We start from the raw sequence: 24,146 nt of genomic DNA, 5'->3' as shown, positions 1-24,146 counted from the left end.
TTTTGCCCCCACGCTGCGCGCGCGTTGCGCGCTTGCTGCCCCCCGAGGGGGCTGGCCCGCCTTGGGGCGGCCCGGCGGCGGGCCGGCTGTTCTAGCCCGGACCAACAGCCGCTCCGCGTTGCGCGCTTGCTGCCCCCCGAGGGGGCTGGCCCGCCTTGGGGCGGCCCGGCGGCGGGCCGGCTGTTCTAGCCCGGACCAACAGCCGCTCCGCGTTGCGCGCTTGCTGCCCCCCGAGGGGGCTGGCCCGCCTTGGGGCGGCCCGGCGGCGGGCCGGCTGTTCTAGCCCGGACCAACAGCCGCTCCGCGTTGCGCGCTTGCTGCCCCCCGAGGGGGCTGGCCCGCCTTGGGGCGGCCCGGCGGCGGGCCGGCTGTTCTAGCCCGGACCAACAGCCGCTCCGCGTTGCGCGCTTGCTGCCCCCCGAGGGGGCTGGCCCGCCTTGGGGCGGCCCGGCGGCGGGCCGGCTGTTCTAGCGGGGACCGAACAAGCGCTCCGGCGGACTGCGCGCGCGTTGCTTTTGCCCCCACGCTGCGCGCGCGTTGCGCGCTTGCTGCCCCCCGAGGGGGCTGGCCCGCCTTGGGGCGGCCCGGCGGCGGGCCGGCTGTTCTAGCCCGGACCAACAGCCGCTCCGCGTTGCGCGCTTGCTGCCCCCCGAGGGGGCTGGCCCGCCTTGGGGCGGCCCGGCGGCGGGCCGGCTGTTCTAGCGGGGACCAAACAAGCGCTCCGGCGGACTGCGCGCGCGTTGCGCGCTTGCTGCCCCCAAGGGGGCTGGCCCGCCTTGGGAAGGCCCGGCATTCCCGGGCATAATACGCGTCCATGACCGACGCCCTCCTCGACCAGACCCCCAACCGGCTGCGCCGGTTCGCCTGCATGATGTACGAAGCCGTGCTGCTGTTCGGCGTGGTGTTTCTGTCGGGCTACCTCCTGGACACTCTCACACAGAGCAAAAACGCGCTGGAACTGCGCGGTGCCCGGCAGGCATGGTTGTTCTTTGCCATTGGGGCGTATTTCGTTCTGTGCTGGCGCCGCCGCGGCCAGACGCTACCCATGAAAACCTGGAACATCCGTCTGGTCGACCGCGACGGCAACACCCCGTCCACGGGCCGGTTGGTCCTGCGGTACGTGCTCGCCTGGCCCCTGGTCCTGGCCGGAGCAGCCCTGGTCTGGGCAGCCGCCAGCGCCACCGGCTGGCCTTCGATGGACATGTTCATCGTCGCCGCGCCTTTCACCATCTTCATCTGGTCCTGGTTTGATCCCGACGGCCAGTTCCTGCACGACCGCATCCTGGGCACGCGCCTGCGCAACGCGCCGCAACGCAAGAAAGGCCGCTAGATGTGATCCGGCTTCCGGCTCATACACATCCTGCGACAAACAGCAACATCGTGCGGCGAATTAGCTGTTTGCTTTCAGAAAGTTGAAAGTCGACCGCAAAGACAATGGGGCCCCTTTTTTTCAGACGCCTCAGAATCCATCATGCGCGCTTTCATTTCCCGAGTTGCGCTGGCCGCCGCCAGCGCCCTGTTCCTGCTGCCCGCCGGCGCCTATGCACAGAATGCGGCGGCCCAACAGGAAATCGAGGCAGCTACGAAAGCCGCTTTCGCAGCCGCCCAGGTAGGGCCCGCGGACGTCAAGCTGGGCGACCAGGCCGTTGTACGCCTGCCGGAATCGATGTTCTTCGTGCCGCGACTGCAAGCGGACCGCCTGATGGCAGCCTATGGGAATGGCAAGGATCCTTCGCTGCTGGGCGTCGTGATGCCCAAGAGCGATGATGACGACTGGGTCATCACCGTCAATTTCGACAAAGCCGGCTACATCAAGGACGACGACGCCAAGAACTGGAACGTCAGCGAACTGCTGGACAGCCTGCGCGAAGGCACCGAAGAATCCAACGAAGAGCGCAAGAAGCGCGGTTTTCCCGAGCTGATCATGGACGGCTGGGTCGAAGCGCCGAAGTACGACAGCAACACGCAGCGGCTGGTGTGGTCGGTGGCCGTCAAGCACAAGGGCGAAAGCGCGACGGAAAACCCCACCGTCAACTACAACACCTATGCGCTGGGCCGCGACGGCTACATCACGCTGGACCTGATCACGCAGAAAAACATGGTGCCCAAGGATAAGACGGCTGTGCTGACCTTGCTGGACAACCTGAACTACGTCGATGGCAAACGCTACGCGGACTTCGACTCGTCGACCGACAAGGTGGCTGAGTATGGACTGGCGGCCCTGGTCGCCGGCGTAGCTGCCAAGAAACTGGGCCTGTTCGCCGTGATCGCCGCGTTCCTGGCCAAGTTCGCCAAGGTCGGCGTGCTGGCGGCAGCCGCGCTGGGCGGCGGCCTGTGGAAACGCCTGCGCGCCAAGAAAGCCAACCAGCAGCAGTCCTGATCGCCCGGCAGAATAACGCCTTGCCACCGGCGGCAGCCTGCCGCCGCCGGTGGCAAGACACGCCGTCACAACAGCGTCATACTGCATTCACGTTCCGGTCATGGCCGGATGGTTTCATTCCCAGGCATGAGCACAGCCCCTGGGAAAGCGACCGTGACCGAAATCCGCCCCGCGCACTGGCGCGCCCTCTGGATTTCCGATATTCACCTGGGCACCGCCGGGTGCAAGGCGGAATTCCTTCTCGACTTCCTGGACCACAACGATTCCGACACCCTTTACCTGGTGGGGGATATCGTCGACGGCTGGCAACTGCGCAAACACTGGCACTGGCCTCGGGCGCACAACGACGTCATCCAGCGCATTCTGCGCAAGGCGCGCAACGGCACCCGGGTGGTGTTCATCCCTGGCAACCATGATGAATTCGCGCGCGAGTTCGCCGGTTATGCCTTTGGCGACATCGAAATCCTGGACGAAGACGTGCACGTCACCGCCAAGGGGCTGCGCCTCTTGGTATTGCATGGCGACCAGTTCGACGGCGTCATCCAGCACAGCCGCTGGCTCGCCCACCTGGGCGACGGGCTCTACCAGTTGGCGTTGTGGATCAACCATCATTTCAACCGGCTGCGCCATCGCCTGGGGCTGCACTACTGGTCGCTGTCGCAGTATCTGAAGCACAAGGTCAAGAACGCCGTCTCCTTCATTACGGACTTCGAGGAAGCCTTGGCCGGCGAAGCCCGGCGCCGGGGTCTGGACGGCGTGGTCTGCGGCCATATCCACAAGGCCGAGCTGCGCCATGTGGGCGACATCCTCTACTGCAATGACGGCGACTGGGTGGAAAGCCTGTCCGCCCTGGCCGAGACACACGACGGACAGCTCCAGCTGCTGGATTGGGCCGCGGTCATGGCGGAACACGAGGCCGACCCAAGCAAGCGCGCACCGCGCTCGCTGACGCTGCCCGCCCTGCCGTCTGCTCTACGCCGCCAAAGCAAACACCCGTGATAACCCGTATGCGTCCCCGTTACGCAACGGGGATGTTGCAGTTCACGGCCCTCTAGGTCATGCTTGCATCTGGGGCAACGGGCGAACTGACCCGTTCACGCTGCAACATGCTCACAACATAGGGCCATGAACGACCAATATCAGGCGCTCTACCAAACATTCCGCTGGCTGGTACCCACCCAGTTCAACATCGCGGAAGCGTGCTGCCACCGCTGGGCATCCAGCAGTCCGGATGCGCGGCGCATTGCCATCTACTACGAAGATGAATCCGGCAACCGCGAGGTCTGGACCTATGCCCGCCTGGCGGAAGCGGCCAATCAGCTGGCCAACGGCCTGGTGAAAATGGGCGTGGGCCGCGGCGACCGCGTCGGTGTGGTGCTGGGACAACGCCCCGAAACCGTGGTGGCCCACATGGCCATCTACAGCGTGGGCGCCGTGGTGCTGCCCCTGTCGGCCTTGTTCGGGCCGGAAGCCCTGGAAAGCCGCCTGCGCGATTCCGAAACCCGCGTCGCCATCGTCGATCACGCATCCAGCGCCAACCTGCTCGCCGTCAGCGACGACTGCCCCAACCTGCAACAGATCATCGGCATCGGCTTTGCCGACGAGCGCGTGCTGCCCTGGCGCAGCCTGCTGGCGCGCCAGCCCAACGAATTCAAAATGGTCCAGACCCGCTCGTCGGACCCTGCCATCCTGCTCTATACCTCCGGCACTACTGGCGCACCCAAGGGCGCCCTGCTCCCGCATAGCGTGCTGATCGGCAACCTGCCGGGCTTCGTCGCGTCGCAGGACTGGTTCCCCAAGCCCGCGGACGTGTTCTGGTCGCCCGCCGACTGGGCCTGGACCGGCGGCATGATGGACGCCTTGCTGCCCACGCTCTACTTCGGCCATCCCATCGTCGGCACGCGCGGGCGCTTCTCGGTCGAGCGCGCATTCGAGCTCCTGGAACGCTATCAGGTCACCAACACGTTTCTCTTCCCCACCGCGCTCAAAATGATGATGAAAGCGGTGCCGGAACCGCGCAACCGCTATCAGCTGGCCCTGCGTTCCATCATGAGCGCCGGGGAAAGCGTGGGCGAGACCGTTTTCGAATGGTGCCAATCGGCGCTGGGCGTGACGCCCAACGAAATGTTCGGTCAAACGGAAATGAACTACGTGGTGGGCAACAGCCAGAAGCGCTGGCCTGCCAAACCGGGCAGCATGGGCCGCCCCTATCCAGGCCACAACGTCGCGGTGCTGGACGAGGACGGCAAGCCAGTGGAACCGGGCGGCACCGGCGAAATCGCGGTCAACCGGCACGATATCCATGGCTACCCCGACCCGGTGATGTTCCTGGGCTACTGGCGCAACGAAGCCGCCACCCAGGCCAAGTTCAAAGGCGACTGGTGCCTGACCGGCGATCTGGCGAAGGTCGACGCCGATGGCTACCTCTGGTATGCGGGTCGCGCGGATGACGTATTCAAGTCCGCCGGCTACCGGATTGGCCCCGGGGAAATCGAAAGCTGCCTCATTGGGCATCCGGCCGTGGCCAACGCCGCCGTCGTACCCAAGCCGGACGCGGAGCGCGGCGCCCTGGTCAAGGCCTATGTGGTGCTGACGCCCGAGTTCGCGCAGCGCGATCGCAACGACATCATCGAGAACCTGCAGGAGCACGTGCGCGAGCGCCTCGCTCCGTATGAGTACCCGAAGGAGATCGAATTCGTCGACGAACTGCCCATGACGACCACCGGTAAAATCCAGCGCCGCATCCTGCGCCTGCGCGAAGAAGAACGCTCGCGGACGGCCGCGGGCCAGACAGACGCGCTGCAGGCTCCCAAGGCCTGATAGTGCAACCGGAGACCAAGGCATGCCCATCTACCAGCTCGACGACCTGATTCCCCGCATCGACCCGGCGGCCTACGTGGCCGACAGCGCCGACATCATCGGCAACGTAACGCTGGAGGCAGGCGTCAGCATCTGGTCCAACGTGTCGATCCGCGGCGACAACGACGCCATCCTGATCAAGAGCGGCACCAATATCCAGGAGGGCAGCGTGCTGCACGTGGACGACGGCTGTCCGATGACCATCGGCCCCAACGTGACCGTGGGTCATCAAGCCATGCTGCACGGCTGTACCATCCATGAAGGCGCACTCGTGGGCATGCAGGCCATCGTGCTGAACAACGCCGTCATCGGCCGCAATTGCCTGATCGGGGCAGGCGCCATCATCCCCGAAGACCGTGTCATTCCCGACAATTCCCTGGTCATCGGCATCGGCAAGATCGTTCGCGAGCTCTCGGACGAAGAAATCGCCAATCTGCACAAGAACACCGCCCATTACGTGGCGCGGGGCCAACACTACAAGACCGCTCTGAAACGGATCGGCTGAACGCCCCCGGGCGGCAGTCCAACCCTGCTGACGGCAGGGGGAATAGGCGGGGCTGATCGGCTAACATCTCCCCATGACTGATCAGCTCAAAAAATACCTTACCGAAGACCGCAGCGTCCGCATCCAGGCCGTGCGCCTGGACGCAACCTGGAAGGCCACACAGGCCAATCACGACTACCCCCCCGCCATCACCCACCTGCTGGGCGAACTGGTAGCGGCGTCCACGCTGTTGGCCGCCAACATCAAGTTCGAGGGCTCGTTGGTACTGCAGATCCAGGGCGACGGCCCGATTGCCCTGTTGGTAGTGGAGTGCCGCAGCGACCTGAGCCTGCGCGCGACCGTGAAGATGCGCGAAGGCCATGAAGTGCCTAGCAGCGGCGACATGCAAAGCCTGCTGAATCCGGGCGGCAACGGCCGCTTCATCGTGGTGCTGGATCCGCAGCGCAAGTTGCCGGGGCAACAGGCCTACCAGGGCGTCGTGCCGCTGGAAGGCGACACCGTGGCCGAGGCGCTGCAACATTACATGAAGGCCTCTGAACAACTGGACACCCGCCTGTGGCTGGCGGCCGATGCCGAACATGCCGCAGGCATGCTGATCCAGCGCCTGCCGCACCATGGCGGTTCGGACACGCCGGAACTCTCCGAGCAGAACGCCGCCGAAACCTGGGACCGCGCCTGCGCGCTAGCCGGCACCATCAAGCAGGACGAGCTGCTGGCCACCGACATCGACACGCTCATACACCGCCTGTTCTGGGAAGAAACCCTGGTGGCGTTCGATCCCCAGTCCGTGCGCTGGCACTGCCCCTGCACCCGGGAACGCGTGGCCAGCATGCTACGCACCCTGGGCCAGGAAGAGGTCAACAGCATTCTGGCCGAACGCGGCCAGGTCGATGTCGCCTGTGATTTCTGCGGCAAGCCCTACAAGTTTGATTCCGTCGACTGCGCCACCTTGTTCTCGTCCGGCGCGGCGCCCGCTTCGGACGCTCCTCCCACGGTCCACTGACCGGTCCTGGCGGCCCAGCCGCCAGGACCTTTCCGTCACGCCGGATTATCCTCATCGACAGGCGGCCATGCCTGCGCCAGACTGCGCAGCCATGACCGCCTTTTTTCACGCCTCCTCCGGCCGCCAAGCCGGCGCGGCCGCCCTCGAATTCGCCGTGGCGGCCACGCTGGTGCTGCTGCTGGGCCTGCTCTCGATCGAGGCGGCCCACTGGCAAGGCGTGCGTCAGATGGCTTATCTGGCGCTGATGGAAGCCGGGCGCGCCGGCGCCACCTCGCACGGCAACCCCGCGCGCATGCGGGCCGCCTTTTTGCAGGCCCTGCTGCCACGCTACGTCGGGGCGCACGGCCTGGCTGGCGCTCGGCGCCGGCTAGAAGCCCAGCTAGCGGGACTCAGCGCCATTTCGGGCACGCATCCCTGGCGCATCGAGGTCCTGCTGCCCGACGAGCAGTCGTTCCGGGAGCATGCCCGCCCAGGACTCCAGTTACCCGCGGCGGCGGGCATGCGCGCCATCGACAACAACTATCAAGACTTGCAGCATGCGCGCCGGCCGCCGGGGCCAGCCGGCCAGACCATCTTCCAGGCCAACACGTTGAAACTGCGCCTGACCTATCTGCACAAACCGCTGCTGCCACCCTTGCGCGGGCTGCTTGCCGCGTTAAGCCACGACGGCAACAGCTATGCGGGCAACGCGCAGGCAAAAGGCCTGCTGCCCATGCGCATGGAACTGGAAACGGAGATGCACTCGCACCCCGTGGATTGGGCGCGCAGGACTCCACAGCCCGACGGCATCGTATACGGCGGGTGCCGCAGCTTGCGCTGCGGCTGAACAAAATGGGGAATGAACAGTAACGGCGGCCGGCGTTCAGTGCCGGGCGTTAGTCTGATTGGCCGGTCTGGGCGAGGCCGCAGCCGGGCGGGCGGCCGGCGCGCTGGCGCGCGCGGGCGTGGCGGGCTTGGCCGCGGCGTCCGCTGCCAGGGACGCGCCCCCAGCCGGGGCCGGGGTGTTCTGCGGCAAAATGTGCACAAACACCTCGCCCTCGCGCATCATGCCCAGCTCGCCGCGGGCACGCTCTTCAATGGCGCCGGAGCCACCCTCGAGGTCGCGCACCTCCGCTTCAAGCGCGGCGTTGCGCGCGCGCAGGCCTTCATTGGTCTCGCGTTGCTCCGCCACCTGGCGTTGCAGATCCCAGACCTTGAACCACCCGCCCTTACCCAGCCACAGCGGGTATTGGATCAGGCCTAGCAGCACGAACAGCACCAGGAACAACAGGCGCATACGCGGGAACCCTCAGCAGTCGTGGCGTGGATGCGGCCCCGGGATTACTCCTGGAGCCGCGCTTCTCATCAACGCAGGTTGTAGAAAGCTTCCAAGCCAGGGTACGACGCGACTTCGGCCAGCTCTTCCTCGATACGCAGGAGCTGGTTGTACTTGGCCATGCGGTCCGAACGGGACAACGAACCCGTCTTGATCTGCATGGCGTTGGTGGCCACGGCGATGTCGGCGATGGTGGAGTCCTCGGTTTCGCCCGAACGGTGCGACACGACAGCGGTATAGCCGGCGCGCTTGGCCATTTCGATGGCGGCGAAAGTCTCGGTCAGGGTGCCGATCTGGTTGATCTTGATGAGGATCGAGTTGGCGACGCCCTTCTGGATGCCTTCGCGAAGGATCTTGGTGTTGGTGACGAACAGGTCGTCGCCCACCAACTGCACCTTCTTGCCCAACTGGTCGGTCAGCAGCTTCCAGCCTTCCCAATCGTTTTCGGCCATGCCGTCTTCGATGGAGATGATCGGGTACTTGTCGCACCAGGTGGCCAGCAGATTGGTGAATTCCTGCGAGGACAGCGAGATGCCGCCTTCGCCGGCCAGCGTGTACTTGCCGTCACGGTAGAACTCGGAGCTGGCGCAATCCAGGCCCAAGGCGATCTGTGAGCCCGGCTCGTAGCCGGCTTCGGTGATGGCCTTCAGGATCAGCTGGATGGCGGCTTCGTGGCTGGCCACGTTGGGCGCGAAACCGCCCTCGTCGCCCACTGCCGTGGACATGCCCTGGCCGTGGATCAGCTTCTTGAGCATGTGGAAGACTTCGGCGCCCCAGCGCAGGGCTTCGCGGAAGCTGCCCGCGCCCACCGGCAGAATCATCAGTTCCTGCAGGTCCAGCGTGTTGTTGGCGTGCGCGCCGCCGTTGATGACGTTCATCATCGGCACGGGCATGCTCATGGGGCCGCTGCCGCCGAAATAGCGGTACAGAGAGAGCCCGGACTCATCGGCGGCGGCGCGGGCCACGGCCATGGAAGCGGCCAGGATGGCGTTGGCGCCCAGGCGCTCCTTGGATTCGGTGCCGTCCAGTTCGATCAAGGTGCGATCGACGAAGGTCTGTTCCTGGGCGTCCAGGCCCATCAAGGCTTCCGAGATTTCCGTATTCAGGTTCTCGACGGCGCGCAGCACGCCCTTGCCCAGATAACGGCTCTTGTCGCCGTCGCGCAGTTCGATGGCTTCGCGGGCGCCAGTGGATGCGCCCGACGGCACGGCCGCGCGGCCCATGGCGCCGGACTCCAGCAGCACATCGCATTCCACGGTGGGGTTGCCGCGCGAATCCAGAATCTCGCGGCCGATGATATCGACGATTGCACTCATGACTTTACATTCCCTGAACGATAAACATATTCATGACGGCCGCGCCTTCGCGGGCATTGCGGGCGCGGCGGTACTGCCAGGAGTCGTAGAAAGCCTGGGCCGCGGTCATGGAGGGGAACTCCATGACGACGGTACGGCCAGGCTCACGGCCCTCGAGGTGCCTGGATTCGCCGCCACGCACCAGGATCTTCGCATCGTACGCGCGCATGGCGAGCGTGGACAGACGCTTGTAATCCTCGTATTGCGCGGGCTTGGTCACTGAGACGTCGGCGATGAGGTAGGCACTCATGGGGTTCCTTCAGAGCAGTTGCGTTGGTTTCGGTCTGGCACCGGATAGGGCGAAGCCGCCAGTGTCGCGCAAGGCGGCCTGGCGACGCATATCTGATGCTAATCGGTTGTATCCGAAAGAAGCGCCGCCGTACAGGGTGGCGCTGAGGCAGCGGCCCGCGGTCCAGAAGATCCGCTTACGGAACTCCAGACCGCAGGCGTGCATTACGCCTCCTGGCCGCGGCGAGCCTTCTGCTCGATGGCGGCGCGGATATAGCTCGTGAACAACGGGTGGCCGTCACGCGGGGTGGAAGTGAACTCGGGGTGGAACTGCACGCCCACGAACCACGGGTGATCCGGCAATTCCATCATTTCCGGCAGGTTTTCGCTCGGCGTACGGGCGCTGATCACCATGCCGGCCTCTTCCAGGCGCGGCACATAGACGTTATTGACCTCGTAGCGATGGCGGTGACGTTCGTTCACTTCGTCGCCGTAGATGGCCTGAGCGCGCGTGCCGGACTTGATAGGCACGCGTTGCGCGCCCTTGCGCATCGTGCCGCCCAGGTCGGACGACGAGTTGCGCTTTTCGACCTTGCCCTCGCGGTCCATCCATTCGGTGATCAGGGCGACCACGGGGTGCGGCGCCGAGGGATCGAATTCCGTGCTGTTGGCGCCGCCCAGGCCGGCGACGTGGCGCGCGAACTCGATGACCGCCAGCTGCATGCCCAGGCAGATGCCCAGGTAAGGCACACCGTTTTCACGGGCGTAGCGGATGGCCGCGATCTTGCCTTCGGTGCCGCGCTTGCCGAAGCCGCCCGGAACCAGGATGGCGTCCAGGTGCTTGAGCTGGTCGGTGCCGCGGGTTTCGATGTCTTCGGAGTCGATGTACTCGATGTTGATCTTCGAGCGCGTGTGGATGCCGGCGTGGACCAGGGCTTCCGTCAGCGACTTGTACGATTCAGTCAGGTCGACGTACTTGCCGACCATGCCGATGGTGAGCTGGTGTTCCGGATGTTCCAGCGCCTCGACCAGGTTGTCCCACATGGACAGGTCGGCGGGCGGCGGGGTGAGGCCCAGGGCTTCGCAGACGATGTTGTCCACGCCCTGCTTGTGCAGCATGGCCGGGATCTTGTAGATCGAATCGGCGTCCCAGACGGAAATGACCGCGTCCAGGGGCACGTTGGAGAACATGGAGATCTTGGCGCGCTCGTCGTCCGGGATGCGGCGGTCGGCGCGGCACAGGAGCACGTTCGGGTAGATACCGATTTCGCGCAGCTTCTGCACCGAGTGCTGGGTCGGCTTGGTCTTGAGTTCGCCGGCCGAAGCGATGAAGGGCACCAGGGTCAGGTGCACGAAGGCGGCGTTGTTGCGCCCCATACGCAGGCTCATCTGGCGGGCGGCCTCCAGGAACGGCAGGGACTCGATGTCGCCGACCGTGCCGCCGATCTCAACGATGGCGACGTCGGTGTTGCCGTTCCAGGCGGCTTCGGCGCCGCGGGCGATGAAGTCCTGGATTTCGTTGGTGATGTGCGGAATGACCTGGACGGTCTTGCCCAGGTAGTCGCCGCGGCGCTCCTTGCGGAGCACGGATTCGTAGATCTGGCCGGTGGTGAAGTTGTTCACCTTGTGCATGCGAGCCGAAATGAAGCGCTCGTAGTGGCCAAGGTCCAGGTCGGTTTCGGCGCCGTCTTCCGTGACGAACACCTCGCCATGCTGGAACGGGCTCATCGTGCCCGGATCGACGTTGATATACGGGTCGAGCTTCAGCATGGTGACTTGCAGGCCACGCGACTCGAGGATGGCGGCGAGCGACGCAGCGGCGATGCCTTTGCCCAGGGAAGACACCACACCGCCGGTGACAAATACGTATTTGGTCATCGTAATGAGCACCCGGGACGAGCGGGCGCGTGCGGGAAATTTGGATTATAGCCGGGCGGCGGAGGTTATTTGGGTTTTCCCCTAGCTCCGGGGCGTAACATTTGGCAGCACTCCAAATGCCGCGGAGCCCATCCCCTTGCGCGGCGGGGCCGAGCCGCGTGCTATGGTCGATCCCTAATTTTTTCAGCACTGTTGTTTCGCAACACCACGACCTCCCAGGGACTCGCCCCTTCCTACATCGATGATGACCGCTGCTCCATCTTCCGCTCTGCCCGCCCGACGCCTGGCGCTCATAGCCGTCCTGATTCAGCTGACGTACACGCTGCTGGCCCATGGCTATGCCTGGTTCGGCCTGCCCCAAAGCGCCGCCATGCGGGAAGCATTGAGCACCCCGCAGTTCCTGGCGCAGTTCGCGGCCACCACCGTCGCCACGCTCGCGGTCGTCGGGCTCGTCGTCTGGAGCACCATGCACCGCTGGCTCGCGCGCCACGCGACCCAGGCCGTGGACGAACCGCGCAAGCTGTACGGCACCTTCATTTCGCTGCTGCTGCTCTTCACGCTGACCTCGTCGGCGGGCATCGCTATCCTCCAATCCCGATTGATGGAATGGCTGCTGGCCAATCGCGATGTGCTGGATGGCTGGTTCGGCCAGAGTTTCATCGGCAAGATGATCGCGCTGAATGTACTGATCAAGCTGCTGACCATCCTCACGGACATCATCGGCGCGTGGGCAGTCGTGCGTATCGCCGCCTGGACGGTGCGGCCAGCCGGCCCCGCCGGCGGGCCGGAATATGGCAGGTCGCATGCAGCCTGGATCGCCGGCCTGGTCGTGCTGATCTGGCAGTTGAACGCCTCGACCATCGTGGGCGGCTACCTGCACGCGCAATCGCCCGAGGCGGGTGGACTGGCCTACGCGCTGGGCTATCTGGTGATGCCGGCGGCCGTGCTGGCGCTTTGCGCGCGGGCCTGCCTGAAAATCCTGCCGCCTGACACGGGCCGCGCCGGCCCTGGCCGGGCGGCGATCCACGGCACCCTGGCGTTCTGGATCGCCCAGGGGCTGGGGATCGGCCTGGGCTACCTGAGCATCAAAGCCATGACCTGGAGCCAGCTGGTCCGCGTCGCGCAATCGCAAATGACAGTAGCCGTCCTGCTGCTGGCGTACGGCGCGCTGCTGGTCGTGGGTTGCCGGGCAGGCAAGCTTGCCTTGTACCGCGGCGCCAACGCCCCATCGCGCCAGGCCTGAACTGGCGGGCCAGAAGAAAAGGCCGCGGGCATCACGCCCGCGGCCTTTTTCATGCGCCGTGCGCCACCGTTCAGATCGCTGCCGTACGGCGTTCCAGCCAAGCCAGCGCCTCGCCCTCGACCAGCGGCGACAGGCGTTCGAACACCGTCTTGTGATAGTCGTTAAGCCACGCGGTCTCGTCCGCGCGCATCAGCGAAGGCTCGATGCAGCGCGTGTCGATCGGGCACAGCGTCAGCGTTTCAAAGCACAGGAATTCGCCCAGTTCCGAGGTCAGCCAGGCACGGTTGGCGACCAGGTTTTCGATGCGCACGCCCCAGCGGCCCGGACGGTAGATGCCCGGTTCGTTGGAGGTGATCATGCCCGGTTCCATGGCCGTGTGCGGGCCGGGCGCGGCGCGATAGGAAATGACCTGCGGACCTTCGTGGACGTTCAGGAAGTAACCCACGCCGTGGCCGGTGCCATGGCCGTATTCCGCGCCGCCCTCCCAGATGGGCGCGCGCGCAATGGCATCCAGCATGGGCGAAGGCGTGCCGCGCGGGAACGAAGCGCGCGACAACGCGATCATGCCCTTGAGCACCAGCGTGAAGTCGACCTTCTGATCGGCGTTGGGCGTGCCCACCGCGACCACGCGGGTGATGTCGGTCGTGCCGCCCAGGTACTGGCCGCCCGAGTCGATCAACAGCAGGCCGTCGCCTTCAATGGTGGCATGCGACTCGGGGGTGGCGCGGTAGTGCGGCATCGCGCCATTGGCGTTGAACCCCGCGATGGTGGCAAAGCTGGGGCAGACGTAGGCCGGCCGGCGTGCGCGGGCGGCGGTGATCTGCTCGTCGATGGTCAGTTCTGTGATGGTTTCCTTGCCCAGCGCGCCTTCGAACCATGCGAAGAATTCACAGAGAGCGGCGCCGTCCTGCGCCATGGCCTGGCGCACGTTGGCCAATTCGGCGTCGGTCTTGCGGGACTTCAGCAGTGTGGACGGATTGATGGCCTCGACGCGCGGCACCGCCGGATCCATGGCATGGAATACGCCGCAGGTCACACGGGCCGGATCGATCAGCAGCTTCTGGTCCAGTTCCAGCGAAGCCAGGGCATCGGCCGCCTGGACGTAATCGGCCACTTCGACGCCATCGGCCGCCAGTACGGCGCGCAGGCCGGCGTCGATCTTGCCATTGGCCACGAACAGCGTGGCGTGGTCCAGGCCGACCAGCGCGTGGCCGACGAACACCGGGTTGTAATCCACGTCCGCGCCGCGCAGGTTGAAGAGCCAGGCGATGTCGTCCAACGTGCTGATGAAATGCACGTCGGCGCCATGCGCCCGCATGGCCTCGCGCACCTGCGCGAGCTTGTCGGCGCGGGTCACGCAGGCCTGCGGCGCGACGTGTTCATAGATGGCGGCATCGGGCAGACCGGCACGGTCCGTCCAGATGTCTTCCAGCAAGTCCTCGCGGATCTCCAGGATGGCGCCGGCGGAAGCCGCCGCCGCCGACAGCGCGCGGAAAGCGCCCAGGCCCAGCACCTGCCCGTCCACTCCGATGATCTGGCCCGCCCCGGTATTGGCGGCCAGCCAATCCACGTGACCGGGCGTCGTGGCCAGCGCGATCTTCATCAACTGCACGCAAGTGCCGGCCAATTGCGCCTCGGCCTGTACCCAGTAGCGGCTGTCCACCCACAGGCCGGCAAAATCCGCCGTGACCACCAGCGTGCCGACCGAGCCCGTGAAGCCGGTCAGCCAGCGCCGTCCTTGCCAGCGCGCTGGCAGGTACTCCGACAGATGCGGGTCCGAGGAAGGAACGACATAGGCGGACAGGCCGCGGCGGCTCATGGCCTGCCGCAATTGGGCGATACGGGCGTCGGTGCTAGACATGGGGGATGGGATCCTTAGCGCAACATGAAAGACATGGCGGCCAGGCTGTTCAGCGTGCGGACGGCCGACTGCATGCTATCCGTGGTGAATCGCAGGGTCACGCCGTCCACGCGTTCCAGCGTGGGCCACATGCAGAACAGGTCGGCCAGAGCCGAGCTTTGCGTCTGCAACCGGCATTCTATAGGGGCGGGAATACGGAAAGGAACCGGTACGCCTTTTCTGCCGCCGGCCTGCCCCAAGGCAGAAACGCCCCCTTTGAGATTTCTCACGGCGGTTTCGGCGGCTGCCGCAATCGCGCGCCGCGAGGCGGCCGGCGACAGAGTCACCCCGCTGCCCTGCCCATGGGCCACTTTGGTCTGTACCCATTCGGCGCCCGGAAACGTGTCGCGCGTTTCCTCGATGAAGGCATCGTCGCCGGTGCCCAGGATGACAGGCACGCCCATCTCGCCCGCCAGCGCGCCGTAGAGCCCGGCCTCGCCCAGTTCCATGCCGTTGATGAATACACGGGCGAACGCGAAGCTGTTGATGGTGTGGGCCAGGATGCCGCGGCCTTGCGAACGCGAGTGGTAGCCGATCATGAAGACGGCGTCGCAGCCCTCTTCCAGGCCGCCCATCATGCCGAGGTAGCGCGGCTTGCCCAGTACCAGGCGGGCGCGCTCGTCCAGGCCGTCCGGCAGCAGGTTGCGAAAGCCGCCGTGCGAATCGTTGACGAGGATTTCTTCGGCGCCGCCGGCGATCGCGCCCTGCACGGCCGCGTTGGCCTCGGCGGTCATCCAGGCGCGGGCGCGCTCATATTCGCCATTGCCGGCGCGGACTTGCTCGGAATGGAAGACGCCGGCGACGCCTTCGATATCGGTGGAAATCAGGATCTTCATGGGGTCAGCCTTCGATGAATTCAGAATGCGGTGTCGGACAGCCACTGGCGCCACTGCGGCGCCGCGTCACGCATTGAAGCGCGGTGGTTGCCGTCGCGCCCCGTCACGCCATCGGCGTGCCACAGCGCGGAAACAATGGCCTGTTCGCAGGCCTCGGCAGCCGCTTCGAACAAGGGATCGATGCGGGCCTCATGCAGCATGGCGATTGCCGGCATGGGCTGCTCGGGCAATTGCGGAACCGTGTAGGCCGTGGAAAACGCCAGCGCGATATCGCCGCTGCCATGGCCGAACACCGAGCCCGTGCGCGCCAGTCCCGCGCCTGCCCGCAGCGACAGGCGGCGCAGCTGGCGCGAGTCCAGGGGCGCGTCGGTAGCCAGCAGCAGGATGATCGAGCCCTTCTCCGGCGCGATGGCGGCGTTCTCGCCTGCCTGCGCCAGGCCGCGATCCAACTGTTCCGCGAGCCGGCGGCCGAAAGGCCGGCCCGCCACCGTCAGGTTCGGCAGACGACCGAAGTTGGACAGCACCAGCGCTCCCACCGTGTACTGCAGTCCCGGCTGGACCGAAGCCAGGCGCGAAGCTGACCCGATGCCGCCTTTGAACGAAAAGCAGGACATTCCGCGTCCGGCGCCCACGGCACCCAGCTCGAACTGCTTGGCGGCCGCTGCCAGCGCATCGGCGTAGTGCGATTCTTCTACCGCCAGCGCCTGGATGTCATTCAGGTAGCCATCGTTGCATTCGAAGACCAGCGGATTGACGGTGGCCATGCCCCGGCCGATGCCTGGGTTGGCCGCGACCGCCGCGCGGATCTGCGCGTTGGCCACGGTGCCCACGCCGAAGGTATTCGTCAGGCCGATGGGCGTTTCCAGCACGCCCAGTTCCTGAACCTGGACCAGACCCGTGCTTTTGCCGAAGCCGTTGAGCACCGTGGCGGCGGCCGGCACCTTGTCCAGATAGGGATCGCCGCCGTGCGGACGCACGACGGTGACGCCTGTCTGCAGCGGGCCATCGGCCAGCGTGCAGTGGCCGACGGTAACCTCGCCCACGTCGCAGATCGAATCCAGCGGCCCCGACGGCATTACGCCGATGCGAGGGATATCCAGCGCTTGTTTGTCCATGTTCGCTACGTGTTGCCACGCTCCAGAATGCAAAACGCCGCCGCCCGGGGTCCGTGTCACGCGCATATGGCGCGCTTGGCGGACGGAGGCGGCGGCGGAAAATCGCCCTCCACGCCGGCCCTCCGAGAAGGGCCGGCGGCAGGATTACTTGCGATCGATCTTGGGATCGAGCGCGTCGCGCAGGCCGTCGCCCAGCAGGTTGAACGCCAGCACCGTCAGGAAGATCGCCAGCGCCGGGAAGATGGCCACGTGCGGAGCGATCACCATGTCGGCGCGCGCTTCGTTCAGCATCGCGCCCCATTCAGGCGTGGGAGGCGACGCGCCCATGCCCAGGAACGACAGGCTGGCCGCGGTGATGATGGAGGTGCCGATACGCATCGTGCCGTACACAACGATGGGCGAGATCGTGCCGGGCAGGATATGGCGCATGATGATGGTCCAATCGGACGCGCCCACGCTCTTGACGGCCTCGACGTAGGTCATCTGCTTGATCGACAGGGTGTTGCCGCGCACCAGGCGGGCAAACGCCGGCACGCTGAACACGGCCACTGCCACGATCACGTTGACCATGCTGGAGCCCAGGATGGCAACCACGCCAATGGCCAGCAGCATGCCGGGGAACGCCAGCAGCACGTCGGAGATACGCATCGTGATGCGTTCCCACCAGCCTTCGTAATAGCCTGCCATCAGGCCCATGAAGGTGCCGACGATGGCGCCCATGGCAACCGACAGGAAACCCGCGGCCAGCGAAATGCGCGCGCCCATGATGATGCGGCTGAAGATGTCGCGGCCCAGCGAGTCCACGCCCAGCCAGTGGGTCGCGGAGGGTCCGGCGTTCAGTGCGTCGTAGTCGAAGAAGTTCTCCGGGTCGAACGGCACGATCCACGGCGCGAAGATCGCGACGACGACCAGCAGCAGGACGAAGATGCCCGCGCCGACGGCGAGCTTCTGCTTCTTGAATTTGCGCCAGAACTCGGTGGCGGGCGTGCGCACGTCGCTCTTGGGAGCGGCGGCGATGGTCGCGGCGGGTGTCGTATTGCTCATGGCCGCCTCACTTGTAACGGATGCTGGGATTGATGACGCCATAGAGCACGTCGACAATCAGGTTGATCAGGATGAATTCCAGCGAGAACAGCAGCACCAGGCCCTGGATCACCGGATAGTCGCGCTGGGTCACGGCGTCCACCAGCAGACGGCCGAGGCCGGGCCAGTTGAAGACCGTTTCGACCACAATGGAGCCGCCCAGCAGGAAGCCGAACTGCAGGCCCATCATGGTGACGACGGGAATCAGCGCGTTGCGCAACGCATGCTTGATGACGACGCGGCGCTCGGACAGCCCCTTGGCGCGGGCGGTGCGCACGAAGTCTTCCTGCACGACCTCCACGAAGGAGGCGCGGGTGAAACGCGCCATCACGGCAGCCACTGCGGCGCCCAGCGTGATGGACGGAAGAATGTAGTGTTGCCAGGTCGAGGCGCCCACGGTAGGCAGCCAGCCCAGGTTCACGGAAAAGATCTGCATCAGCATCATGCCCAGCGCGAACGCGGGGAACGAGATGCCGGACACCGCCAGCGTCATGCCGAGACGGTCGGGCCAGCGATTGCGCCATACCGCCGACACGATGCCGATAACCATGCCGAAGACCACGGACCACACCATGCTGGCTATCGTGAGCCAAAGGGTGGGCATGAAGCGGTCGGCGATTTCGGTCGAGACGGGGCGCTTGGTACGCAGCGAGGTACCCAGGTCGCCTTGCAGCATGTGGCTGAAATAGCGCACGAACTGCTGCGGCAGGGGCAGATCCAGTCCAAGTTCCTTGCGCACGAGCTCGACGGTTTGCTGGTCGGCTTCCTGGCCCGCGGCCAGTCGCGCCGGGTCGCCCGGAAGCATGTGCACAAACAGGAACACGACCACGGCTACCAGCAGCAGCGTGGGGATCATGCCCAGAAGACGTTTGACGATGTAGGTCAGCATTGAAATTCCTGCAACATCGGCGGGGACACCGCGTCCCCGCCGTATGTGGCCTTACAGGGGCGCGCAGGCCCCGAGAGTTACTGCCAGATTTACTGCTTCAGATCGATGTCGCCGAACCAGAACGAGGTATCCGGCTCAACGTACACGCCCGACAGGTTCTTCGACTTCACGTACAGGTTGTTCTGGGTCACCAGGAAGGCCCACGGGGCGTCCTTCCAGATGGTTTCCTGAACGTTCTTGTAGATCTCGGTCTTCTTGGCGCGGTCGGTCGTGGCCAGGGCTTGCTGGATGCCTTCGTCCACCGACTTGTTCGAGTAGTACGACACGTTGTTGAGCACCGGCGGGAATGCAGCGGTGGTCAGCAGCGGACGCAGGCCCCAGTCGGCTTCGCCGGTCGAGGACGACCAGCCGGCGTAGTACATGCGGACCTTGGCGTCCTCAGGCTTCTGCACCTGCTGGACGCGCTGTACGCGCTGACCCGACTCCAGCACTTCGACCGACACCTTGATGCCGACTTGCGCCAGTTGCTGCTGCAGGAATTGGACCACCTTCACCGAGGTGCCATCGTTATAGGCGGACCACAGCTGGCTTTCGAAGCCGTTGGGGTAGCCGGCTTCTGCCAGCAGGGCCTTGGCCTTCTTGATGTCGTACGGCCACGGGCCGGTCTTGTGCGCGTAGTCCACGCCTTGCGGCACGACGCCGTCGACGATGGTGGCATAGCCCGAGAAAGCGACCTTGGCCAGGGCTTCCTTGTTGATGGCGTAGTTGATGGCTTCACGCACCTTGACGTTGTCGAACGGCTTTTGCTGCGTGTTCATCGACAGGTAACGCGCCATGATCGAGTTCTGGTGATCGACCACGTCCAGCTTGTCGTTCTTCTTCAGCACGGCGGCCTGCTCGAACGGCACCGGGAAGGCGAACTGCGCTTCACCCGTCTGCACCACGGCGGCGCGGGTATTGTTGTCCGTCACGGTGCGGAAAGTCAGGGTGTCGACCTTGGGGTAGCCCTTCTTCCAGTAGCCGTCGAACTTCTTGACCTTCAGGTATTCGGCCGGCTTCCATTCGACGAATTCGAAGGGACCGGTACCCACGGGGTGGAAGCCGATTTCCTTGCCGTACTTGGCCAGCGCGGCGGGCGAGATCATCATGGCGGCCGGGTGGGCCAGCGCGTTGATGAAGGCCGAGAACGGCTTCTTCAGCGTGATCTTGACGGTCATCGGGTCAACCACTTCGGTCTTGTCGATGACGCTGAACTGGATGTAGCGCGACAGGCGGTTGTCCGGATTGGCCGGGCGGTCGAAGTTGATCTTGACGGCTTCGGCGTTGAAATCGGTGCCGTCATGGAACTTCACGCCGGGACGCAGCTTGAAGGTGTAGACCAGGCCGTCTTCGCTGACGGTGTAGTCGGTCGCCAGGACCTTCTGGACCTTCAGATCCTTGTCGAACTCGAACAGGCCTTCGTAGTAGGCCTTGCCGGCCGCCTGGTTCAGCGTGCTGTTGGTGTTGTACGGATCGAGCGTTTCCAGCGCGATGGAGACGGCGAACGTCACGTCCTTGGCGGCATGCGCCAGCGGCGACGCGATCACGCCGAAGGCCAGCGCAGCGGCGGCCATCAGTTTGGTGGGGCGCAGAACTTTCATCATTGCAACTCCTGGTTCCAAAGAGGAATTAGGGGGTTTGGTGGAAGAAAAACAAGTACGACGACTGACTCAATACGCTCCGCCGACCGGATGACGGGCGACGAAGTGATCCGTTCCGACCTGCACCAGCGGCTGCACCACCGGCTCGTCGCCGAGCTTGCGGATGGGGCTGGGGATTTCGTCGGACAACAGCGTGCGCTTCATGTGGCGGCGGGCCGGATCGGCGATCGGCACGGCGGACATCAGCTTCTTGGTGTAAGGGTGCTGCGGATTCTCGAAAATGGCGCGGCGTGGGCCGATCTCCACGATCTGGCCCAGGTACATGACGGCGACGCGGTGGCTGACGCGCTCGACCACGGCCATGTCATGCGAAATGAACAGGAAGGAAATGCCCATGTCGCGTTGCAGGTCGATCAGCAGGTTCACGATCTGTGCCTGGATCGACACGTCCAGCGCCGACACGGATTCGTCCGCGATCACGACCTTGGGATTCAGGGCCAGGGCGCGCGCAATGCAGATACGCTGGCGCTGGCCGCCCGAGAACTCGTGCGGATAGCGCTGCGCCATTTCCGCCGGCAGGCCCACGCGCTCCAGCAGTTCGGCCACGCGGCGCTCGGCATCGCGGCCTTTGGCCACCCCGTGGACCAGCAGCGGCTCCATGATGGAAAAGCCGACCGTCACGCGCGGGTCCAGCGAGGCGAACGGGTCCTGGAACACGAACTGGATGTCGCGGCGCAGGGATTGCAGTTCGGTGTTCTTCAGACGCACGATATCGCGGCCACCGAAGCGGATCTCGCCGCCCTGGCTGTCGACCAGGCGCAGCAGCGAACGGCCGGTGGTGGACTTGCCGCAACCGGATTCGCCCACCAGCGACAGCGTTTCACCGGGATACAGGTCGAAGCTGACCTGCTCCACGGCATGCACGCGGCGCTGCACACGGCTCATGATGCCGCCACGCAGATCGAAGCGGGTGACCAGCTTGCGCACGCTCAGGATGGGCTCACGCTTGGCGTCCGGGGCAGCGGGCGCGCTGACGGGAACGGCTGCGGCCTCGGGCTGGGCCTGGCCTTCGGCCTGCAGCAGCGGAAAGCGCGCGGGCAGGTCCGTGCCCTGCATGGCGCCCAGCTTCGGCACGGCCGACAGCAGCGCCTTGGTATAGCGGTGCTGCGGCGCTGCGAACACCTGGTCGGAGGGACCTTCCTCGACCTTATCGCCGCGGTACATGACCAGCACGCGATCGGCCACTTCCGCGACCACGCCCATGTCGTGGGTGATGAACACCACGCCCATGTGCATTTCTTCCTGCAACTGGCGAATCAGCTGCAGGATCTGCGCCTGGATGGTGACGTCCAGCGCGGTGGTGGGCTCGTCGGCGATCAGCAGCGCGGGCTTGCAGGCCAACGCCATGGCGATCATCACGCGCTGGCGCATACCGCCCGACAACTGGTGCGGGTAGCGGTCCAGCACCGACCTGGCTTCCGGAATGCGGACCTGCTCCAGCATGCGCAGCGCCTCGGCGCGCGCAGCGGCGGCGTCCTTGCCCTGGTGCTGGCGGATCGATTCGGCGATCTGGTCGCCGGCGGTGAAGACCGGGTTCAGGGAGGTCATCGGCTCCTGGAAGATCATGGCCATGTCCGCGCCGCGCACATTGCGCATTTCGCGTTGGCTGGATCCCACCAAGTCGATCACGGAGCCGTTGCGCCGCCGCAAGGCCATGCTGCCCTGGGCGATGCGTCCGCCGCCATGCTCCACCAGACGCATGAGCGCCAGGGACGTCACCGATTTGCCCGAACCCGATTCGCCCACGATGGCCAGGGTTTCGCCCCGGTCCACATGGAACGACAGATTGCGCACGGCTTCGACCGTGCGCTCCGATCCCACGAAGCGCACTGTCAGGTCGTCGACCTGGACCACGCGGTTTTCCGGCAGCGCCAGGCTGTTTGCGCGATCAACCATCTCTTTTGATTCCCCAAATACTGAAAAAACGAACCCGCCGCCGCTTATCGGTAGATAGCGGTGACCGGCTTCTCGCCGACGCGGGCGTAACCCCGATACATGCCTTCCGTGTTGAACGGCAAGGCCACATTGCCCTGGGCGTCGACGGCCACCAGGCCGCCCTTGCCGCCAATGGTGGGCAGCTTTTCATGCACGACGCGGTCGGCGGCCGCTTCCAGCGACGCGCCGCAATATTCCATCTGGGCCGCCACGTCATAGGCGGCGACCATGCGGATGAACATTTCGCCGGTGCCGGTCGTGGACACCGCGCAGGTCTTGTTGCTGGCATAGGTGCCGGCGCCGATCAGCGGCGCGTCGCCCACGCGGCCGACCTGCTTGTTGGTGATGCCGCCGGTCGAAGTGGCCGCGGCCAGATTGCCCTGGGCGTCCACCGCAACAGCACCCACCGTGCCGAATTTCTTGTCCGAGTCCAGCGGATCCGCCGGCGCGGGCTGGCCGCGCGCGACCAGGGCCTGGCCGTCGTGGTCCAGGACCGCGGCTTCCGGGGTCTCGCGCTGTACACGCAGCAACTGCTCGCGACGGGCTTCCGTGGAGAAATAGGACGGATCAACCAGCTCCACGCCTTCTTCCTTGGCAAAGGCTTCGGCGCCCTCCCCTACGAAAAACACGTGCTTGCTGTTTTCCATGACCTTGCGCGCGGCGAAAACCGGATTGCGCACGTGGTGCACGCCAGCGATGGCGCCCGAGCGCAGCGTGGCGCCGTCCATGATGGCGGCGTCCAGTTCATGCGTGGCCGCGCTGGTGAAAACGGCGCCATGGCCGGCATTGAACAGCGGACAGTCTTCCAGCAGGCGGACGGCTTCGGTCACGGCGTCCAGGGCGCTGCCGCCCTTGGCCAGCACAGCCTGGCCGGCGCTCAGGATGGACTCCAGCGCGCTCAGGTACTCCTGTTCTTTTTCGGGCGACATGGCCGCGCGGGACATCGCGCCGGCGCCACCGTGAATCGCGATCACGGGTTGAATCATCGTTTACCTACTCCATGGATGAGCCACGGCATGACGGACTGGGTCACCCCAGCGGCGGCCGCGACGGAATTCTTGGCCCGATAGGCCACCGCAGCCGACAGGGCTTCGATCAGCCCCAGGGCGGCGGTTTCGGAATTGGGACTCAACTGGCGCGCGGAGTACGCGTACAACACCACGGAGGCCGTGGGCGCCAACGGAGACGTGGGCTTGTCGGTCAGCACCAGTACGGGCACGCCGGCCTGCTTGGCCGCGCCGGCCAGGGTCACGGTGTCCGCCAGGTACCGGGGAAAGCCGATCGCAATCACCAGGTCCTTGGCCGTCATGCGGGCCATCTGGCGTGCCGCGTGCGACACGCCGCCTGGGCCTGCCAGCGATTCGACGGAATGCAGATGCATGCAAAGGCCACGCTGCAACAGACCCGCGAGAAAGCCACTGGCGCCGAAACCGATAATGAAAACGCGGTCCGCGGACAAGATGGCATCCACCGCCTGCTCGCAGGCCGCCGCGTCCAGCGACTGCAGATTGCGCTGCGCGTTGCGGATATCTTCTTCCAGCGTAGCGGCGAAGATCTGCACGGCGCTGGCGGAGTGCGCCAATTCGGTACGCAGCTTTTCCACGGGCTCGAGCGCCGCCTCGAAGCCGCGCGCCAGCTCGGCGCGGAACTGCGGATAGCCCGGCAGGTCCAGGGCGCGCGCGAAGCGATTGGCGGAGGCCACCGACACCCCGACCGCCGCAGCAAACTCATCGATGGTCATGGTGGCGGCCCGGAATTGGTGCGCCAGCACGTACTCGGCCATCTTGTGCTGAGTGCGGCTCAGCGCGGGCTGGGCCCGGGCGATCCGGTCAGCAATCGTAAGTGCGGCCTTGGTCATCGAGTGGGGAGGTGTAGCGGGAGTTTATGTAAATCTGTTTACAAACAAATTTTAGAGAAGAAAA

General features: G+C 65.5%; 21 protein-coding genes. 8 read left to right on the top strand and 13 right to left on the bottom strand.

The annotated features are described in order from the left end of the window. Window positions 1–814 precede the first annotated feature (814 nt). The 7 genes from VCS63_RS10260 (at window position 815) to VCS63_RS10230 (ending at window position 7,573) form a co-directional block, all read left to right on the top strand. Entirely contained in the window at window positions 815–1,330 is a 516-nt protein-coding gene (locus tag VCS63_RS10260) for an RDD family protein (RefSeq protein ID WP_042792446.1), read from the top strand. A gap of 141 nt (window positions 1,331–1,471) precedes the next feature. Beyond that, entirely contained in the window at window positions 1,472–2,380 is a 909-nt protein-coding gene (locus VCS63_RS10255; protein ID WP_076815776.1) for a DUF2167 domain-containing protein, read from the top strand. A 126-nt stretch (window positions 2,381–2,506) separates the two neighbouring features. Further along, the gene (locus VCS63_RS10250) at window positions 2,507–3,379 is read left to right on the top strand and encodes a UDP-2,3-diacylglucosamine diphosphatase (protein WP_088607571.1); all 873 of its coding nucleotides are present in this window, start codon (window positions 2,507–2,509) and stop codon (window positions 3,377–3,379) included. Window positions 3,380–3,505: 126 nt separating this feature from the next. Then, window positions 3,506–5,200 (top strand): acyl-CoA synthetase, encoded by a 1,695-nt coding sequence (locus tag VCS63_RS10245; RefSeq protein ID WP_042792444.1) that lies wholly within the window; start codon window positions 3,506–3,508, stop codon window positions 5,198–5,200. Between the two features lie 22 nt (window positions 5,201–5,222). Continuing rightward, window positions 5,223–5,744: a gamma carbonic anhydrase family protein gene (locus VCS63_RS10240; RefSeq protein ID WP_042792443.1), complete on the top strand. Its 522-nt coding sequence runs from the start codon at window positions 5,223–5,225 to the stop codon at window positions 5,742–5,744. Between the two features lie 73 nt (window positions 5,745–5,817). Then, window positions 5,818–6,747 (top strand): Hsp33 family molecular chaperone HslO, encoded by a 930-nt coding sequence (gene hslO / locus VCS63_RS10235; protein WP_238912918.1) that lies wholly within the window; start codon window positions 5,818–5,820, stop codon window positions 6,745–6,747. A 91-nt stretch (window positions 6,748–6,838) separates the two neighbouring features. After that, window positions 6,839–7,573 carry a pilus assembly protein gene (locus VCS63_RS10230; protein WP_238912917.1) on the top strand — a complete coding sequence of 245 codons (735 nt, stop codon included), beginning with the start codon at window positions 6,839–6,841 and terminating at the stop codon, window positions 7,571–7,573. Window positions 7,574–7,609: 36 nt separating this feature from the next. Here the strand turns inward: VCS63_RS10230 and ftsB are convergent, their stop codons facing one another. From ftsB to VCS63_RS10210, 4 genes are all read right to left on the bottom strand, one after another. Continuing rightward, complete coding sequence (gene ftsB / locus VCS63_RS10225) at window positions 7,610–8,023, bottom strand: cell division protein FtsB (RefSeq protein ID WP_063641914.1); 414 nt, start codon at window positions 8,021–8,023, stop codon at window positions 7,610–7,612. A gap of 68 nt (window positions 8,024–8,091) precedes the next feature. Then, entirely contained in the window at window positions 8,092–9,378 is a 1,287-nt protein-coding gene (gene eno, locus VCS63_RS10220) for a phosphopyruvate hydratase (RefSeq protein ID WP_042792439.1), read from the bottom strand. 4 nt (window positions 9,379–9,382) lie between these two features. Next, entirely contained in the window at window positions 9,383–9,667 is a 285-nt protein-coding gene (locus tag VCS63_RS10215; protein ID WP_042792438.1) for a DUF1330 domain-containing protein, read from the bottom strand. Between the two features lie 203 nt (window positions 9,668–9,870). Further along, window positions 9,871–11,523 (bottom strand): CTP synthase, encoded by a 1,653-nt coding sequence (locus VCS63_RS10210; protein WP_063641916.1) that lies wholly within the window; start codon window positions 11,521–11,523, stop codon window positions 9,871–9,873. Window positions 11,524–11,764: 241 nt separating this feature from the next. On the opposite strand from VCS63_RS10210, the gene VCS63_RS10205 reads away from it, so the two are divergent. Then, window positions 11,765–12,766 carry a hypothetical protein gene (locus tag VCS63_RS10205; RefSeq protein WP_323879593.1) on the top strand — a complete coding sequence of 334 codons (1,002 nt, stop codon included), beginning with the start codon at window positions 11,765–11,767 and terminating at the stop codon, window positions 12,764–12,766. 70 nt (window positions 12,767–12,836) lie between these two features. Here the strand turns inward: VCS63_RS10205 and VCS63_RS10200 are convergent, their stop codons facing one another. The 9 genes from VCS63_RS10200 to VCS63_RS10160 all read right to left on the bottom strand — a co-directional run bounded on the left by VCS63_RS10200 (window position 12,837) and on the right by VCS63_RS10160 (window position 24,082). Next, window positions 12,837–14,627, bottom strand: coding sequence for an aminopeptidase P family protein (locus VCS63_RS10200; protein WP_323879590.1), 1,791 nt, complete (start codon window positions 14,625–14,627; stop codon window positions 12,837–12,839). 14 nt (window positions 14,628–14,641) lie between these two features. Further along, complete coding sequence (locus VCS63_RS10195; RefSeq protein WP_042792435.1) at window positions 14,642–15,502, bottom strand: M55 family metallopeptidase; 861 nt, start codon at window positions 15,500–15,502, stop codon at window positions 14,642–14,644. A 20-nt stretch (window positions 15,503–15,522) separates the two neighbouring features. Further along, on the bottom strand, window positions 15,523–16,617 hold the full coding sequence (locus VCS63_RS10190; RefSeq protein ID WP_323879587.1) for a P1 family peptidase: 1,095 nt from the start codon (window positions 16,615–16,617) through the stop codon (window positions 15,523–15,525). A 144-nt stretch (window positions 16,618–16,761) separates the two neighbouring features. Next, window positions 16,762–17,661: a glutathione ABC transporter permease GsiD gene (gsiD, locus tag VCS63_RS10185; protein WP_042792434.1), complete on the bottom strand. Its 900-nt coding sequence runs from the start codon at window positions 17,659–17,661 to the stop codon at window positions 16,762–16,764. A 7-nt stretch (window positions 17,662–17,668) separates the two neighbouring features. Further along, on the bottom strand, window positions 17,669–18,589 hold the full coding sequence (gsiC, locus tag VCS63_RS10180; RefSeq protein ID WP_042792433.1) for a glutathione ABC transporter permease GsiC: 921 nt from the start codon (window positions 18,587–18,589) through the stop codon (window positions 17,669–17,671). 89 nt (window positions 18,590–18,678) lie between these two features. Continuing rightward, window positions 18,679–20,232: a glutathione ABC transporter substrate-binding protein GsiB gene (gene gsiB / locus VCS63_RS10175; protein ID WP_042792432.1), complete on the bottom strand. Its 1,554-nt coding sequence runs from the start codon at window positions 20,230–20,232 to the stop codon at window positions 18,679–18,681. Window positions 20,233–20,298: 66 nt separating this feature from the next. Continuing rightward, window positions 20,299–22,185 (bottom strand): dipeptide ABC transporter ATP-binding protein, encoded by a 1,887-nt coding sequence (locus VCS63_RS10170; RefSeq protein WP_042792431.1) that lies wholly within the window; start codon window positions 22,183–22,185, stop codon window positions 20,299–20,301. 44 nt (window positions 22,186–22,229) lie between these two features. Beyond that, window positions 22,230–23,210 (bottom strand): isoaspartyl peptidase/L-asparaginase, encoded by a 981-nt coding sequence (locus tag VCS63_RS10165; protein WP_323879584.1) that lies wholly within the window; start codon window positions 23,208–23,210, stop codon window positions 22,230–22,232. Further along, entirely contained in the window at window positions 23,207–24,082 is an 876-nt protein-coding gene (locus VCS63_RS10160; RefSeq protein ID WP_042792429.1) for a MurR/RpiR family transcriptional regulator, read from the bottom strand. Before VCS63_RS10160 ends, VCS63_RS10165 begins: the two co-directional genes overlap by 4 nt. Window positions 24,083–24,146: the final 64 nt, after the last annotated feature.

This window comes from Achromobacter sp. D10 (genome assembly GCF_035282245.1).
Classification (GTDB): Bacteria; Pseudomonadota; Gammaproteobacteria; order Burkholderiales; family Burkholderiaceae_B; genus Achromobacter; species Achromobacter insolitus.
The sequence above is the reverse complement of the archived record's forward strand: the minus strand, read 5'-3'. Positions and strand labels throughout refer to the sequence as shown.